Raw genomic sequence first — 14,894 nt, forward strand, 5'->3', positions numbered from 1 at the left:
TAGAACCCTACAGCTACAAAAGCTATTCCTTTGGCGTAAAGCTCAGCGCCAACGAATTGATGCAATAACGCTCGCCAGTCGGCTCCGGGCCATCCGGGAACACATGGCCGAGGTGGGCGTCGCAGCGGGCACAGCGGACCTCAACGCGGACCATGCCGTGGCTGGTGTCGCGCAGGCGGACGATGCTGCCTGGCACCGCTTCTTCCCAGAAGCTTGGCCAGCCGCAGCCGGCGTCGAACTTGGTGCCGGACTCAAACAGAAGGGCGTCGCAGCAGATGCAGTGGTACTGGCCTTCTTCGTTGCGGTAGTAATGCTCGCCGCTGAACGGGCGCTCGGTGCCGGCCTGACGGGTGACGCGGTATTGCTCGGGGGTGAGCTGTTCCTGCCATTCGGCATCGCTCTTGCGCACGGTATCGCTCATGGTGGTTTCCTGGTATCGGTCAGATTTCATCGAGGGCTTGCGGCAGGTGGCGGTCGTCTGCCCAGTCGTCCAGTTGCCATGTTTGGCCGTCGTGCGAGATCCAGTTGAGCGCGGCATTGGGGATGGTGAAGTCGCGCGGACTGTCGAGCGTCTTGCCGGTGGCCAGTCTTCGTATGACATCGAGCACGCCGCCATGAGTGACCACGATGACCTGTCTGCCTGCGTGGCGCTCCAGCATATGACCGAGAAAACGCCGCAATCGTTCGGCCAAGGTGGATAGTGTTTCGCCGCCCCCCAGGTCGCTGTCGAGGGCGCGCTGCTGCATGGCCAGTTGCAGGGCCGGGTGCTGTTCGGCGGCCTGATCCGGGGTCAGACCTTGCAGTTGGCCGAAGTGGCGCTCGCGTAGCGATGGCGTCAGTTGCACGGCCAGAGCCAGCCGTTCGGCGATCGGCTGGGCGGTATCACGGGTGCGCTCCAGATCGCTGCTGTAAAGGGCGGCAAACGGAGCTGTACCGGCGAGATCGGCCAGCCGTGCGGCCACCCGCTGGGCCTGCTGGCGGCCGAGCACATTCAAAGGGGTATCGAGCTGGCCTTGCAGGCGGCGCTCGCGGTTCCAGCTGGTTTCGCCGTGGCGAACCAGGCAGAGACGGGTGGGGGCTAGGGAGCTCATGGGCCGATCATAGCAGGCCAGAGCCGGATGTCGGCAACGGTAAAAGAAACTCTTTTTAGAGCACCAGCGCCCGGCTCAGCCCCAACCACAAGCCGAGCGGCACGAATAGCAGGCTCACCAGATTGCCGACCAACACGATGGACGCCATCTTGTCGGGCTCCTGCACATAGCGTTCGGCCATCAGGAAGTTGAGCACCGCCGGCGGCAGCGCGCCAAACAGGAATACCAAGGCCATCTGATTGCTGTCTAGCCGCAGCAACGGCGTCAATACCGCAGCGGCGATCAGTCCGGTGAGTGGGCAGACCGCCCCGGCGAGCAGGCTTCGACCCCAGCCACCCCAGTGCACGTCGACCATCCTTACCCCCAGTGCAAACAGCATTAGAGGGATCGACACGTCGCCGAGCATCTTCACCGGTAGCAGCAGCCAGTCGGGCAGGTGGAGGCCGGCCAAGCCGCAGGCGAAACCCGCCAGCGTTGCCAGCACGATGGGGTTGCGGGCGAGCTCCTTCAGGCTGGCGCGTTGGCCGAAAATCACCGCGCCGAGGGTGAAGTGCAGCAGGTTGGACACAACGAACAGCACGACGAAGCCGTTGAAGCCGCCGTGCCCGAACGCCAGCAGCGCTAGAGGCAGGCCCATATTGCCGCAGTTATTGAACATCGACGGCGGCAGCAGTGTGCGGGGCGAGTAGCCGAGCAGCCGTGCTGCCGGCCATGCCAGAAGGCCGGACAGCAGCACGATGCCGAGCGCGGCGGGCAGCATCTTCCACTGTTCGGCGAGATGGAAATCCTTGGCGGCCAGCACCGAGAACAGCAGGAGCGGGACGCAGACGTCCATATTGAGTTTGTTGGCGGCGCTCATGTCGGGGCGGTGGCGCCGGGCGTATAGCCAGCCGGTCAGCACGATCAGCAGGACTGGCAGGATGATGAAGAGGATGCGTTCGAACATGGTGAGTGGCCGGGCGCTACATCGCGACCGGGATGGGCTGAGTTTAAAGGATACCGACGCCGGACAGCTCGCGCGCCAGGTTGGCCGCAGCGTTGTCGGTCATGCTGCCGACGAGATCCAGCACCTTCATGTAGGCGCTGTAGAGCGTGTCGCCGGCATCGATGGGGGTATCGGCCAGCAAGCCCAGCGCCAGTTTCTGGCGCGAGGTCAGCTCTTCCTGCGCGGTGACACGCATATGCACCGCCGGAACCAGGATATCGAGCAGGGTGCCCAGGCAGGGGAAGGAGGCAATCTCGGTGATCAGCTTGCTGCGGTGGTTGTAGATCCGCTGGCTGGCGATGCGCTTGGCTTCGAGCAGCGTGTCGCGCAGCTGGGGCTCGCACACGTCGATCAGGTCCTTGCCTTGGAATGCACCGGCCAGCAACGCCGGCTGGTGCAGCATAAATTTCTCCGCCACCTCGCTGACGCAGCGACCAATGGCGACACCGCGGATGGTAGCGCATTTCTGGCGGGTGCTGTGATTGGCCCAAGCGCGTTCCACCTCGCCCAGCGACGAGAACAGGCTTTCGAACTCGCGTACGTCAAGGATGCCGATCTCTACCGCGTCTTCCAGGTCGAGGATGGCATAGCAGATGTCGTCGGCTGCTTCCATCAGATAGGACAGCGGGTGGCGGCACCACTGGTTGTCGGCGCGGCGCAGCAGGCCGAGCTCGGCCGCAACCGCTTCGAAGTAGGGGCGTTCGGCCTGGTAGATGTTGAACTTGTCGCGCTCGTACGCCGGCTGTGCGTCCGAGGTCCACGGGTATTTGATCAGCGCGCCGATCGCCGCAGCGGTCAGCCGCATGCCCCCTTCGCCAGCGTACATCTCGAGCGAGGCGACCATACGCAGGCCGTGGGCGTTGCCCTCATAGGTGGTGACATCGCGTGCCTGCTGCGGGGTCAGGTCATACAGGAACGGCGAATGGGCCGGGTCGCGGAACCATTCGCGCAGCGCGTCCTCGCCGGTATGGCCGAACGGCGGGTTACCGATGTCGTGGGCGAGGCAGGCCACCTGCACCACCGCGCCGATGTCGAACGGCGTGTAACCATCCGGCAGAAAGCCACCGTGTTCCAGCATCACACCCACCCGGTTGCCCAGGCTGCGGCCGACACTGGCCACTTCCACGCTGTGGGTGAGGCGGTTGTGCGTGTGATCGTGCTGGGCCAGCGGGTGTACTTGGGTCTTGCGGCCCAGGCGGCGGAAGGCGGTGGAGAACACCACGCGGTCGTGGTCGATGTGAAAGTCGCTGCGCAGGCCTGGGGCGCCTTCGTTGGTGGCCGGTGTACTGGTAGGCCGAACCACGCCGGCGACGGTCTTGAAGCGTTTGCTGGATAGCAGCGCGGGCCAGTTCATCACGGTGGGAGTCGGGCTCATCGGACGGTGTGGTGTGGTCGCAGATGACCCATCATACCAGCTTGGTGGTGCTTAAAAACGAACAGGGGCTGGCATTACTGCCAGCCCCTGTGGGGAACGACTCTGGGTCGCTTAGCGGGTTTGATGGCCGATTATGCCACCGACGGCAGCCCCACCGAGGGTGCCGAGTGAGTCACCATTGGTTAGCACCGAGCCGAGTACCGCGCCGGCGCCAGCACCGATCGCGGTGTTGCGCTGGCGCTGGTTCATGTCGGCACAGCCGGTGACCATGGCGGCCAGTGCCGCGCCGAGCATGATAGTTTTCAACATCTGTTTCATTACGGAGCCTCTGCGTTTATCGCAACTTGATAATCGGAGTTTATCGCAGGGGGCATGCAAGACTGTTAAATGGCCCGGATAAAGTGTTAAGAAGTTTTATGCGTGATTACTTCTGCTCCGGTGCAGCCGGCTGTTCATCCGGCGGGTCGGCCGGAGCCGGGGCGTTGAGCCAGCGGCCGATCAAGCGGTAGGCAACGGCGAGCAGGGTCGGGCCGATGAACAGGCCGATCAGCCCCATGCTGAGCAGACCGCCGATCACGCCAAGGAAAATCAGCGACAGCGGTAACCGGGCGCCGTGACTGATCAGGTAGGGCTTGAGGAAGTTGTCGATCGAGTTGACCAGCAGCAGCCCCCACAGGCCGAGGAAAACCGCCATGCCGGTCTGTCCCTTGAACGCCAGCCAGGCGACTATGGGTGCCCATACGATCAAGGTCGGCAATTGGGCTATCGCCACCAGGAAACACAGGAAACCGATCAGCATCACGCCGGACACGCCGGTGATCGCCACGCCGATCACGGTCAACAGTGCCTGAGCGAGCGCGGTACCGACTACGCCGGTGGTGACGCCGCGCACTGTGCGCGCGACCAGCTCCGGCAGGTCGTCGTGCATGTGGCCGCCAAGTTTGGCTATCATCCGGCCGAAACCGCTCCAGAGCGTATCCCCGGCGACCAGAAACAGGCCGGCGATCACCATGGCGAGCATGATCTCGACCAGGCCCTTGCCCATCTGGGCGCCTTGCGCGAGCAGCCAGCTGCCGACGTCGTCGAGCATGGGCTTGAAATGCTCCAGGAGGCCGGGGAGGTCGGTCTGCGCGGTCTGCCAAAGTTGGATGGCCTGGTCGCCAACCAGCGGGATACCGGCTAGCCAGCTTGGCGGGCTGGGGATCTTGAAACTGCCGAGGCCGCCGCTGATCACGCTTTTCGATGGGACAAAATCGGCGATCGACACCGCCATGAAGGTCAAGGGAACGACAAAGGCGATGGCCAGTAACAGGATGATGAGTAGTGCTGCCAGTTTGGAGCGGTTGCCCAGCTTGCCGCGCAGCCAATTGTAGGCCGGCCATGCCGAAATGGCGATGATGCCGGCCCAGAGCAGCGCGCCCAGAAAGGGCTGCAATACCTTGAAGCAGGCGAATGCCAAAAGCAGGACCAGTACCGCGCGTACCAGGCTTTCCAGCGAAAGCCGCTGTTGTGACCACTTGGGGGCTTGCATCCCGACTCCGGAGGCTGTCATAGAAATGCCGCATTCTAGCTTGGCTCGAATAAATTTCGGATATTAGGGCACCATTGCGCGCTTTTTTCGTCTACAACAGCAGCAGTCAGACAAAGGAGAGAGTCCATGGTAACGGCAGTGATCGGTGCGGGCCTCGCCGGTTTGACGGTGGCCCGGGAACTGGCTGCGGCCGGGCAGTCGGTGCGCGTTTTCGAACGCAATCGCGGTTTCGGTGGCCGACTGGCAACGCGTCGGACTGAAACGGCGGCGTTTGATCACGGTGCTCAGTATTTCACCGTGCGTAGCGATGCGTTTCGCGACACGGTGGCTGGTTGGCGTGAAGCCGGACTGGTACTGCCCTGGAATGCCCGCTTTGTCGAAATCGGCGCCGAAGGCATCTGCCCCGCTCGCGATGTGGTGCGCTATGTGGCGGTGCCGTCGATGAGTTGTCTCGGTCATACCTTGGCCGAAGGACTGCATGTAATGACGCAAAGCCGTGTGGTGGCGTTGATGCCTACCGGGGATAGCTGGCGGATTACGCTGGAAAACGGCGAAACCTATCCAGCCAGCTCATTGGTGCTGGCCGTGCCTGCCCCGCAAGCAGTGACCCTGCTCAACAGCGTGCATCGCTTCGCGACCTTGCTTGGTAAGGTGCAGTACGCTCCATGTTGGAGCGTGATGCTGGAGGCCGAAGAGGGGTTGGACAGTGGTTGGGACGCTGCTTTCGTCTGCGATGGCAACCCGTTGTCGTGGCTGGCGAACAACCACTCGAAACCAGGGCGCAATGGCGTACCGGCCTGGGTGGCCCATGCGAGCGCCGCTTGGTCTGAGGCACATCGCAGTCATGCGCAGGACTGGGTAGCACAGACATTGATGCGGGCGGCCGACGAGCTGCTTGGCGGCACGCCGCTGACACTGTCAAGTGTCCACCGGTGGTTGTATGCACGAGTCACTCATCCGATGGGAGAGCCGTATCTGTGGGATTCGACCTTGCGCTTAGGGGTGTGCGGCGACGGTATGTTGGGAGCGCGGGTCGAAGCGGCGTTCCTGAGCGGACGCCAGTTGGCAGAACGGATCCTGCAGGGATAGCGTGCAGCCCTGACCGAATCGCCGACTCGGCCAGGCTGGCAAAGGCAATGGGGTCAGGCAAGCGGTTTTCGGGCTACGACCTGCAATACCGCCGCCATGCCGGTGTGAAGCCGGCCTTCCTGAACGATGCGTTGTACCTCGGCAAAGTGCAGCAACTCCAAGCCCTCCAATTCTGCGAATATGGCGTCCGGCTCCAACAGTAGATCGATGTCCTTCGGGCCGCCGCTGCCAAAGGCCAGCTGGCGCGGCGTGTAGCCTTCCATCAGCAGCATCCCACCCGGTACCAGGCCGGCAACCGCCTCGCGCAGCACCCGGGCACGCAATTCGGCCGGCAGATGGCAGAACACCGACACGATGCCGTGCCATATTCCCGGCGCGATCTTGTACTGGTTCAGGTCGGCATGCAGCGTCTTCACCGAGACCGCACGACGTTCGGCCAACTTGCTGACCTTGATCAGGCCTGCCGTGGCGGCATCGAGTGCGGTGACGGTAAAGCCTTGCTCGGCGAGATAGACCGCGTTGCGGCCTTCGCCTTCGCCGAGGCTTAGGACGGCGCCGCCAGCCGGTAGCTTGTGAGAATGCTGGCGCAGAAAGTCGTTGGGGTCGGTGCCGTAGACGTAGTCGCTGGCGGAGAATTTGGGGTTCCAGAACAGGGCGGCGTCGCTCATGGTGCAGCTTCCAGACAGGACAGTTTTGCGCAGACTAGCACGCCTCATCGATGAGGGGCGAGCGGAAACCGATGTAATGACGGCCCCAAAGGGGCCGTGATCGAGTGGAGTGAGAGCTATATAGGCTTGCACCGTTAAATCGCTCAACCCTGGTTATTCTGGATCGTGGTCAACACATCCTTTGGTTTGAACAGCGGCTCGCCAGGGCTTGCGTAGGTGGTGAGCTTGCCTTTCTCCCAGAGACCCACTTCGAGCTTCTGATTCTCGGTATCGATCAGCAGGTAGGCTGCGTCCTTGCCACCATGGTGTTTGCGATTGCCCAGCACGTAGAGGATGCGCTCGCGTTGCAGTGGCCCCGAGACCTCCATGTTCTTCTTAAAGGTAGCGAACTTGTCGCCGAGCAGCGCCTTAAGATCAGGCGTAATCGCGCTGTTGTCGTACAGTTTGATGTCGTTCGGATATTTGCCGATTTCGGTCTGCAGCAGAGCCCATTGGCCGGCCTTCTGGGTCGCCTTGGCAATGCCTTTCAGCGAATCGACGGCTCCGCCGATCGCCGGGCTGGACGCCGCCAGCGCGTCGAGTTTTTGCTTGGCTTTGGAGGCGGCGGTGCTGGCCTCTTTTTTGATGTCGGCGAGCGGGGTACTGGCAGCTTGTAGCGCTTTGTGAGTCTCGCCGATGGCAGAGGAGGCCGCTTCCTGGACTTTGGCGGTGTCCTGTTTGCCGCAGGCGGTCAGTGCGGTGGCGGAGGCCAGCATGACGAGCAGCAGTGGGATAGTTCGGATCATCGGAGGTCCTGGGTTTCGAGCGGATAGTTAAGAAGACTAGAACTTGTGCGATAGGTTCGCCAGAGCTTCTACAGAAAGGAAACGTGTCGTCACAAAACGTCATGGGCCAGGATGTACGACTTGGTAGGCCGGCACAGGGTAGAATGGTCGATTAATCAAGGAACCCGCCATGAAAAGAACCGACCTGGAAAAGAACAAAGGCCTCAAGATCAATGGCCAGATGAAGAACAAAGCCGTTCCGGCACGATTTGGCCAGGACGCGGGCTCGGTGCTCGATAAGCGCGAACAGCGCAAACTCGACCAGGCGCTGGGCCTGATGCCATTCGCCGTTAAGCTCAACAGCGAACTGGTCGGCCAGCTGCAGGCTCTGGCGACCGAGCGTCAGATCAGCATGAACGACCTGGTCGCCGAGCTGATCAAGAAAGGTCTGGCCAGCTAATCTCGGCAGTTGCCGGTAATGAAGCGGCCGGCCGTGGCAAGGAGCAATCCCTGCCGCGGCCGGCCGTTGTCATTGGCGCGTCAGAAACCGCCTGCGCCCTGCGGCACGTCATCGATTAACTGTTAGCTAGGGCCGGAACAGTGCCCACGGCCTGCGGCTTGGATGGGAGATAGCTGTGCAGATTGCCGAGTTGCCGCCGATGTTCACCGGCCGGTTCTTGTCATAGCTGCGGCGGTTGCATGGAGCTTGAAGCCGGGGCGCGACACTAGGCGTGCAACACAGAACCCCGGGCTTCCTCGGCCGATGAAGAGCCCGGGGTTGTAGGGCTTATGCCGCGACGGCGCGGGGGCGGGCCACTTCCGCGGCCGGGGCATCGGCCTTGTCGGGGTGCAGAGTGAAGTTGAACTCGATTAACGAGAAGGGCTTGTTCACCCCCAGAGCTTGCATCGCCTGCGTATCAGTGACTTTGGCTACTGCGGGCACCAGACCTTCGCGGGTGGCGAAGGCGAAGTCGTCCCACAGGTACGGGTCGCCGTCGATGTTGATCTGGGTGGTCAGCTTGCGATGGCCCTCGGCAGACACGAAGAAGTGGATGTGCGCCGGGCGGGTGCCGTGGCGATCCAGCATTTTCAGCAGGCGGTCGGTGGCGCCGCCCGCGGTACGCTATAGCCGACCGGCATGATGCTGCGGAAGCGGTAGCGCCCTTCGGCGTCGGTGACGATGGTGCGGCGCAGATTGAAGGCACTTTGCGCGCTGTCGAAATAGGAGTAGTTGCCGAGCGAATTGGCATGCCATACCTCCACCTGGGCGTTGGCGAGCGGCTTGCCGCCCACGGTCAGCGCCTGGCCCTGCATCAGCAACACTTCGCCGTCGTCGCTGCCATCGTCTAGGCGGCGCCTCGCCGTGACAGACCGGGGCACCGGCCACATAGAGCGGACCTTCGATGGTTCGTGGCGTGCCCCCTTCGATGCCTGCTTTGGCTTTAGCTTCGTCCATGCGCAGGTCAAGTGCCTGTCTCGTCACTGGAGTTCACGGGATGTGGGTCCGTGCCGAGCTACAGCGAGCGGAACAGCGGGCTGCGCGTGCCCTGGCTAGCGTCAGCGGCCGACAGGAACTTCTCGGTGAAAATGTCCTTCTCGAACAGCCGCCCTTGCATCAGCGTGGCGATGCACGCCTCGATCATCGGTGGCGGTTCGCACAGGTAGGCGCGCCAACCGCGGAAGTCGTGGTTGTAGTGGCGTGCCGCCAGTTCGTGTACGTAGCCGCGATCTCCGCTCCAGCCCGAGTCGTCAGCCTCGCCCGATAGCACCGGCAGGTAGTGGAAGTTGGCGTGGCGTTCGGCCAGGCTTTTGAATTCGGCGCGGTAGTAGAGCTCGCCTCCGTTGCGTGTGCCCTGGATCAGCGTGATCGGGCGGGAGTCGCCGGACTCGAGCAGGTCGAGGATCATCGAGCGTGGGTTCGACAGCCCGGAGCCGCCAGCCATGAACAGCAGCGGGCGCGGGTCGCTCTTGCGTACGAAGAAGCGCCCGAGCGGGCCTGGCAACCGTACCTCTTCGCTAACCGCTAGCTGTCCGTGGATGTAGCTGGTGACCTTGCCGATCGGCACGTGGCGGATATTGAGCTCGATCTCGCCGGCCGACGGCGCTGACGCAATCGAGAACGCGCGCGGCGTAGTCTCGTCGCCGATCCACAGGTTGACTGACGTACTGGCCGGGCTGGAAACGCAGCGGTTTGGCACTGTTGATGGCAAGGAACCCCCCTTGATGGTCGGCGGCAGGTCCTCGATGCGGCTGACGCTGGCGGTAAAGTCCATCAACGGCAGGTATTGCGCGTCCGGGGCCGGCTCGATGTCGGCCTCGATCGTCATATCGGACATCATCGTCGCGCAGCAGGCCAGGCATTTGCCCTCGTCGCGCTCGAAGTCCATCAGCGAAAACGGCGAGGCCTCGCCATGCTCCAGGTCGCCGTCCAGCGTCTGCACCTTGCAGATGCCGCACAGGCCGTGGCCGCAGGCGTGCGGCAGCCACACGCCATTGCGCAGGCAGGCGGCGAGCAGGGTCTGATCCTCTTCGACATCGATGGTCTGCCCCAGGGGCTCGATGGTCAGGCGGTGATCGCTCGTCCTTTGTTGTTTGTCCGTTTTCATCTTCTCGCCCCGTTGCTGGTGTCCGTCTAGCTTGTGCACAGCGATATTGCGTGCTGTCACTGGGCAATAAGCATCAACCGTACCAAGGCGAGGAGAGATGAAAGAACAGAGCTGGTGTGGATGGGCGTAGGGCGGGCGTCGGCATCATGAGATGAAATGGTGAAATTCGCTTGCGCAATTCACCAAATGATCAATTGCTGCACCCGTGCCGAGTTACGGCTTAAACAGCGATGCCGTCGCCACCGGGTTGGAGGGGAAGTAGGCGTGCAGATAGCTCGCGACGATGCTGCCGTGCCGATAGACCGCTTCACCTTGCCCACTGCCGCTGGCCCTCTGTGCATGGGCAATGGGGGCGAGCGGGGTGGTGGTGGTGGTGTAGTGGAAAGTATGGCCGCGTAGCGTCTGGCCGCCTAGTGTCACCGATTGCAACCCCAACCCGGCAAGGCGTCGCCCCAATGTGGCGTGGCCTGGCAGTAGGCCAAGCATCTGGCCACTCTGGCCAAGCTTGTCGGTCAGCTTGTCGAGCAGGTAAAGCATGCCGCCGCACTCGGCATAGAGCGACTTGCCGGCCGCGACGTGAGCACGTAGCGAATCGCGGGTGCGAACGTTGGTCGAAAGGGCGGCAAGGTGCAGCTCCGGGTAGCCGCCTGGCAGGTAGACCGCGTCGGCGGGCGGCAACTCCTCGTCGGCCAGCGGCGAGAAGAATGCGAGCTCGGCGCCGAGTTCGGTCAATAGCTGCAGGTTGGCCGGATAGAGGAAGGAGAACGCCTTGTCGTGGGCGATGGCGATGCGCACGCCGGCCAAGAGCGGTGGCAGCACTTCGGTCGAGGCCGGCCGAAAAGCGATAGGTGGTGGCAACTCGGTAAGCGCTGTCGTGGCAATCCGCGCGGCGGCCTGCTGCAGGCGTAGCTCCAGATCGTCGATCTCCTGCGCCGGCACCAGCCCCAAGTGGCGCTCAGGTAGCGTCATCGCGTCGTCGCGCATTACCGTACCCAGGCAGCGCAATGTGGGCGGTAGCGCTTCGAGCAGCATTTCGGCATGGCGGGCGCTGGCGACGCGATTGGCCAATACACCGTGGAACGGTAGGCTGGGGCGGAAGCTGGCGAGACCGTGTGCGATGGCCGCGAAGGTCTGCGCCATGCCGGTCGTGTCGATCACGGGCAGCACCGGCACGCCGAAGGTTTCGGCGAGGTCGGCGCTCGAGGGCGTGCCGTCGAACAGCCCCATGCTGCCCTCGATCAGGATCAGGTCGGCACCGCCGGCCGCGTCGTACAGCCGGCGGCGGCAGTCGGTCTCACCGGTCATCCACAGGTCGAGCGAATAGACCGGGTTGCCCGATGCTTTCTCCAGAATGTAGGGGTCGAGATAGTCCGGTCCAGTCTTGAACACGCGAACGACGCGGCCTTGGTCGCGGTGGTAGCGCGCGAGGCCGGCGGTCAGCGTGGTCTTGCCTTGATGCGAGGCTGGCGCGGTGAGGAACAGCGCCGGGCAGCGGCGGACGGCGTCGGCGACCATCTCAGTACTCGACGCCCTGTTGCGCCTTGATGCCCTGCTCTCGGTAGGGGTGCTTGACGAGGCGCATCTCGGTGACGAGGTCGGCCGCCTCGAGCAGCGCCTCGGGCGCGTGGCGGCCGGTGACGACCACGTGCAGGTCGGGCGAACGGGCCGCGAATACCGCAAGCACCTCGGCTAGCGGCAGGTACTCGTACTTCAGCACGATGTTCAGTTCGTCGAGGATCACCATGTCGTACTCGTCACTTTCGATCATGCGGCGCGCTTCGTCCCAGCCACGGCGGGCGGTCGCGACGTCGGCGTCGCGGTCCTGCGTGTTCCAGGTGTAGCCTTCGCCCATCGTCAGGAAGTCGCAGTTGTCGAAACCACCCAACAGGTCGCGCTCGGCGGTGTGCAGCGCGCCCTTGATGAACTGCACGACGCCGAGGCGCATACCGTGGCCCACCACGCGCAGGCCCATGCCGAACGCGGCCGAACTCTTGCCCTTGCCGGTGCCAGTGTTGACGATCAACAGGCCCTTTTCCTTGGTGGCGGCGGCCTTTTTCTTCTCGAAGCCGGCCTTGCGCCGCTCGGTCATGCGCTGGTGCGATTCGTGGTCGGTTTTCATGACAATTCCTTGGTTAATGCCAGATCGTGCCGGTCAGCTCTCTTAGCTGCTCCACGAGGCGAGGCCGGCTAGGGTGGTAGCCGATGAAGACGAGCTGCGCCTGCTTTGCCGACGCGGTCTCATCGACGCGCGCTTCGACCCGATTGCGCACCGCCTGGATCAGCAGCCGCCCGCCCTCGGTGGGCGCGAAACCCTTCACGCGCAGGATCGGTTCGCTGCGGGCCAGCGCCGCGACGGCATCGCGCAGCGTGTCGGGGTGCTGTGTTTCCTTGCTGCGGATCATGAACGACTGCCAGCCCGGGTCCTGCTCGTGGAAATGCTTGTGGGTGGCGAGGCCGTGGCTGTGCGCGCCGAGCCCGCTGTGGCTGTGGCCGTCCAAGAGGACCTGGTTGGCGAGCGGGCGCATGGCCAGCCCTGGCATCGTCGCCATCGGGCCGTAGTGGCGGTGTGCGGTGTTGGCTGGCTCGTGCAGGTGTAGGCCCAGCGTCAGCCGGGTGTCGAGTTTCGCGTCGTAGGCCAGCTCGATGAAGCGGATCGACGGCGCGAGCTCGCGCACGCGGGCTTCGGCCGATAGCAGTGCGTCGTCGTCAAGGCCATCGATCTTGTTTAGCACCACGATGTCGGCGTTGGCCAGCTGCAGTTCGAACAGCTCGGCGACCGAGGCGTCGACGGCTCGCTCATCGCTCGAAGCTTGGCCGAAGCCACCGTCCAACAGCAGCGGGGTGTCGACCACCGCCAGCGTCGCGTCGAGCACGAAATACGGCGCCAGCGCCTCGCCCTGCAGCTGTTCCATCACCGCCGACGGCAGCGCCAGGCCCGAGGTCTCGATCAGCACGTGGTCGATCACGCTGCGGCGCTGCCACAGCGCCTGCATCGTCGGCAGGAAGTCCGCGTCGTCGTCGTAGGCGACCAGTCCATTGGACAGGTCGTGGATCTCGGCGCCACCGCCTTCGCCGCGCAACAGCGCGCCGTCGATCGATACCTCGCCGAACTCGTTGACCAGGATCGCCAGCCGGCGCTGCTTGCTGTCACGAATCAGGTTCGACAGCAGCGTGGTCTTGCCGGCGCCGAGGAAGCCGGTGACGACGGTGACCGGGATGCGCGGCGCGCTCATGCCGGCAGCTCCGCGAGGGTCGTCAGCACGCCGGCGAAATCGGACGCCACGGCCGGGTAGTCGACGCGGGGGCGGTCGACCACGATAAGCGGGATGCCGAGCGCGGCGGCGGCATTCGCCTTGGCCCGGTAGCCGCCGGCATCGCCCGAGTCCTTGGTTACCACGCAGTCGATGGCCCAGTCGCGCCACAAGGTCTCGTTGGCGGCCTGCGAGAACGGCCCTTGCATGGCGACGAGGTGGGCGCGCGGGATGCCGGCGTCGATGGCGCGCTGCAGGTGCTGCGGGTCCGGCGCCAGGCGCACGAACCACTGGCGTTCGGCCGCGCCGTCGGCCTTGGCGAAGCGCACCAGGTCCTTGCTGCCGGTGGCGAGGAAGACATGTTGGCCGAGGCGCATCGCGAGCTTTGCGGCGTCGTCCATCGTCGCGGCATGGTGGACGTGGTCGGCCTGGGCGGCGTCGACGCTGCTCGGGCGCTCGTAGCGCTGGTAGGGCAGCGACAGCTCGTCGGCCAGCGCAATCAGCTGCTGCGACATGTCGGTGGCGAACGGGTGGGTCGCGTCGACGATGGCGCGTGCGCCGGTTTCGCGCAGCAGCTCGCGGCGACGCTCGACGCCGAGCCGGCCGGCGACGGTGGTCAGGCCCGGGCAGTTTTGGGCCACCAGCTCAGCGCCGTAGTCGGTGGCGCTCGATACGACGACTTGGTGGCCGGCCGCGGCGATCTCGCGCGAGAGCGCGTTGCCGTCGCTGGTGCCGGAGAACACCCATACCGCGCCGTCGGGCAGCGCGTCGGCCTTTACCGTGTCCGGCGTATCATCCCAGTTGCCGTAGCCGCGCGGCGAGTAGATCCAGTTGCGCTTTCGCTTGGTGAAACGGTTGCCGATGACGAGGCTGGTCAGCATGTTGAAACGGCGGGTGCGCAGTTCGGCCAACGTGACCACCTCGACCGTCTGGCCCTCGCGGTAGGCATTGTGCACGATGCCGCACAGCGTCTCGGGGCGCTTGTGCTCCAGCATGATGTCGAGAATGCGGTATACGCCTTCCTGGCGCTGGCGGCTCTGTACGTTGTAGAACACCGCGGCGAGGTCGGCCTCGGCGATGTGGCGGGCGCGCTTCTCGATCCACTCCCAGGGGCACAGCAGGTCGGACAGGCTCAGCGTGGCGAAGTCGTGCGACAGCGGTGCGCCGAGCAGCGAGGCGCAGGCGTTGGCCGAGGTGATGCCGGGGATCAGTTGTACGTCGAAACTGTCGGTCTCCAGCATGTCCTCGTAGGCGAGCGTGGCCATCGCGTAGATGCCGATGTCGCCGCTGGAGATCAGCGCTACCGTCTTGCCAGCGCGCGCTTCTTCCAGCGCGAGGCGGGCGCGCTCGCGCTCCTGCGTCAGCGGCAAGGTGCGGATGTCCTTGCCGGCGATCCAGGGCTGAATCCAGGTCAGGTAGAGGTCGTAGGACACGATCACCTCGCTTGCGGCGAGGGCGTCCTTCACCATCGGCGGGATCAGCTCGGCGGTGCCGGGGCCGACGGAGACCAGGTAGAGTTTGCCGTTCATCAATG

15 protein-coding genes and 1 pseudogene are annotated in these 14,894 nt (G+C 64.1%); 2 read left to right on the top strand and 14 right to left on the bottom strand.

Translation table 11 applies throughout. The annotated features are described in order from the left end of the window. Positions 1-22: 22 nt before the first annotated feature. The 6 genes from msrB to QU481_RS10570 all read right to left on the bottom strand — a co-directional run bounded on the left by msrB (position 23) and on the right by QU481_RS10570 (position 4,982). Positions 23-421: a peptide-methionine (R)-S-oxide reductase MsrB gene (gene msrB / locus QU481_RS10545; RefSeq protein ID WP_289829936.1), complete on the bottom strand. Its 399-nt coding sequence runs from the start codon at positions 419-421 to the stop codon at positions 23-25. Between the two features lie 19 nt (positions 422-440). After that, positions 441-1,091, bottom strand: coding sequence for a histidine phosphatase family protein (locus QU481_RS10550; protein WP_289829937.1), 651 nt, complete (start codon positions 1,089-1,091; stop codon positions 441-443). Between the two features lie 55 nt (positions 1,092-1,146). Beyond that, positions 1,147-2,037 (bottom strand): AEC family transporter, encoded by an 891-nt coding sequence (locus QU481_RS10555; RefSeq protein ID WP_289829938.1) that lies wholly within the window; start codon positions 2,035-2,037, stop codon positions 1,147-1,149. 43 nt (positions 2,038-2,080) lie between these two features. Further along, a complete protein-coding gene (locus QU481_RS10560; protein WP_289829939.1) occupies positions 2,081-3,451 on the bottom strand; it encodes a deoxyguanosinetriphosphate triphosphohydrolase in 1,371 nt (456 codons plus the stop codon). 111 nt (positions 3,452-3,562) lie between these two features. Further along, on the bottom strand, positions 3,563-3,760 hold the full coding sequence (locus QU481_RS10565; protein ID WP_435381979.1) for a YMGG-like glycine zipper-containing protein: 198 nt from the start codon (positions 3,758-3,760) through the stop codon (positions 3,563-3,565). Positions 3,761-3,875: 115 nt separating this feature from the next. Further along, positions 3,876-4,982 (bottom strand): AI-2E family transporter, encoded by a 1,107-nt coding sequence (locus QU481_RS10570; RefSeq protein WP_289829941.1) that lies wholly within the window; start codon positions 4,980-4,982, stop codon positions 3,876-3,878. A 126-nt stretch (positions 4,983-5,108) separates the two neighbouring features. Here QU481_RS10570 and QU481_RS10575 point away from each other — a divergent pair, with 126 nt between their 5' ends. Beyond that, a complete protein-coding gene (locus QU481_RS10575) occupies positions 5,109-6,071 on the top strand; it encodes an NAD(P)/FAD-dependent oxidoreductase (RefSeq protein ID WP_289829942.1) in 963 nt (320 codons plus the stop codon). A 53-nt stretch (positions 6,072-6,124) separates the two neighbouring features. Here the strand turns inward: QU481_RS10575 and QU481_RS10580 are convergent, their stop codons facing one another. Together QU481_RS10580 and QU481_RS10585 are read right to left on the bottom strand one after the other, a co-directional pair. Next, the gene (locus tag QU481_RS10580) at positions 6,125-6,739 is read right to left on the bottom strand and encodes an SAM-dependent methyltransferase (protein WP_289829943.1); all 615 of its coding nucleotides are present in this window, start codon (positions 6,737-6,739) and stop codon (positions 6,125-6,127) included. A gap of 143 nt (positions 6,740-6,882) precedes the next feature. Beyond that, positions 6,883-7,494: an Ivy family c-type lysozyme inhibitor gene (locus tag QU481_RS10585; RefSeq protein WP_289829944.1), complete on the bottom strand. Its 612-nt coding sequence runs from the start codon at positions 7,492-7,494 to the stop codon at positions 6,883-6,885. A gap of 199 nt (positions 7,495-7,693) precedes the next feature. Here QU481_RS10585 and QU481_RS10590 point away from each other — a divergent pair, with 199 nt between their 5' ends. Beyond that, entirely contained in the window at positions 7,694-7,963 is a 270-nt protein-coding gene (locus QU481_RS10590) for a hypothetical protein (RefSeq protein ID WP_289829945.1), read from the top strand. 327 nt (positions 7,964-8,290) lie between these two features. On the opposite strand, the pseudogene QU481_RS23855 reads toward QU481_RS10590, so the two are convergent. The 6 genes and pseudogenes from QU481_RS23855 to cobJ form a co-directional block, all read right to left on the bottom strand. Then, positions 8,291-8,892 (bottom strand): annotated as a pseudogene (locus QU481_RS23855) (dioxygenase family protein). A 125-nt stretch (positions 8,893-9,017) separates the two neighbouring features. Next, a complete protein-coding gene (locus QU481_RS10605; RefSeq protein WP_289829948.1) occupies positions 9,018-10,109 on the bottom strand; it encodes an NADH:ubiquinone reductase (Na(+)-transporting) subunit F in 1,092 nt (363 codons plus the stop codon). A 213-nt stretch (positions 10,110-10,322) separates the two neighbouring features. Next, the gene (locus QU481_RS10610) at positions 10,323-11,624 is read right to left on the bottom strand and encodes a cobyrinic acid a,c-diamide synthase CobB (RefSeq protein ID WP_289829949.1); all 1,302 of its coding nucleotides are present in this window, start codon (positions 11,622-11,624) and stop codon (positions 10,323-10,325) included. Between the two features lies 1 nt (position 11,625). After that, positions 11,626-12,228 carry a cob(I)yrinic acid a,c-diamide adenosyltransferase gene (cobO, locus tag QU481_RS10615; protein ID WP_289829950.1) on the bottom strand — a complete coding sequence of 201 codons (603 nt, stop codon included), beginning with the start codon at positions 12,226-12,228 and terminating at the stop codon, positions 11,626-11,628. A 13-nt stretch (positions 12,229-12,241) separates the two neighbouring features. Continuing rightward, complete coding sequence (locus tag QU481_RS10620) at positions 12,242-13,342, bottom strand: CobW family GTP-binding protein (protein ID WP_289829951.1); 1,101 nt, start codon at positions 13,340-13,342, stop codon at positions 12,242-12,244. Continuing rightward, positions 13,339-14,889, bottom strand: coding sequence for a precorrin-3B C(17)-methyltransferase (gene cobJ / locus QU481_RS10625; RefSeq protein ID WP_289829952.1), 1,551 nt, complete (start codon positions 14,887-14,889; stop codon positions 13,339-13,341). The genes QU481_RS10620 and cobJ overlap by 4 nt, the downstream gene beginning before the upstream one ends. Positions 14,890-14,894: the final 5 nt, after the last annotated feature.

Origin of the sequence: Crenobacter oryzisoli, assembly GCF_030385785.1 — a bacterium.
GTDB classification, from domain to species: Bacteria; Pseudomonadota; Gammaproteobacteria; order Burkholderiales; family Chromobacteriaceae; genus Crenobacter_A; species Crenobacter_A oryzisoli.

Bases quoted from the DNA above. Each gene is read 5' to 3' on its own strand.
- msrB (WP_289829936.1), bottom strand. From the start codon at position 421: ATGAGCGATACCGTGCGCAAGAGCGATGCCGAATGGCAGGAACAGCTC.
- QU481_RS10550 (WP_289829937.1), bottom strand. From the start codon at position 1,091: ATGAGCTCCCTAGCCCCCACCCGTCTCTGCCTGGTTCGCCACGGCGAA.
- QU481_RS10555 (WP_289829938.1), bottom strand. From the start codon at position 2,037: ATGTTCGAACGCATCCTCTTCATCATCCTGCCAGTCCTGCTGATCGTG.
- QU481_RS10560 (WP_289829939.1), bottom strand. From the start codon at position 3,451: ATGAGCCCGACTCCCACCGTGATGAACTGGCCCGCGCTGCTATCCAGC.
- QU481_RS10565 (WP_435381979.1), bottom strand. From the start codon at position 3,760: ATGTTGAAAACTATCATGCTCGGCGCGGCACTGGCCGCCATGGTCACC.
- QU481_RS10570 (WP_289829941.1), bottom strand. From the start codon at position 4,982: ATGCAAGCCCCCAAGTGGTCACAACAGCGGCTTTCGCTGGAAAGCCTG.
- QU481_RS10575 (WP_289829942.1), top strand. From the start codon at position 5,109: ATGGTAACGGCAGTGATCGGTGCGGGCCTCGCCGGTTTGACGGTGGCC.
- QU481_RS10580 (WP_289829943.1), bottom strand. From the start codon at position 6,739: ATGAGCGACGCCGCCCTGTTCTGGAACCCCAAATTCTCCGCCAGCGAC.
- QU481_RS10585 (WP_289829944.1), bottom strand. From the start codon at position 7,494: ATGCTGGCCTCCGCCACCGCACTGACCGCCTGCGGCAAACAGGACACC.
- QU481_RS10590 (WP_289829945.1), top strand. From the start codon at position 7,694: ATGAAAAGAACCGACCTGGAAAAGAACAAAGGCCTCAAGATCAATGGC.
- QU481_RS10605 (WP_289829948.1), bottom strand. From the start codon at position 10,109: ATGAAAACGGACAAACAACAAAGGACGAGCGATCACCGCCTGACCATC.
- QU481_RS10610 (WP_289829949.1), bottom strand. From the start codon at position 11,624: ATGGTCGCCGACGCCGTCCGCCGCTGCCCGGCGCTGTTCCTCACCGCG.
- cobO (WP_289829950.1), bottom strand. From the start codon at position 12,228: ATGAAAACCGACCACGAATCGCACCAGCGCATGACCGAGCGGCGCAAG.
- QU481_RS10620 (WP_289829951.1), bottom strand. From the start codon at position 13,342: ATGAGCGCGCCGCGCATCCCGGTCACCGTCGTCACCGGCTTCCTCGGC.
- cobJ (WP_289829952.1), bottom strand. From the start codon at position 14,889: ATGAACGGCAAACTCTACCTGGTCTCCGTCGGCCCCGGCACCGCCGAG.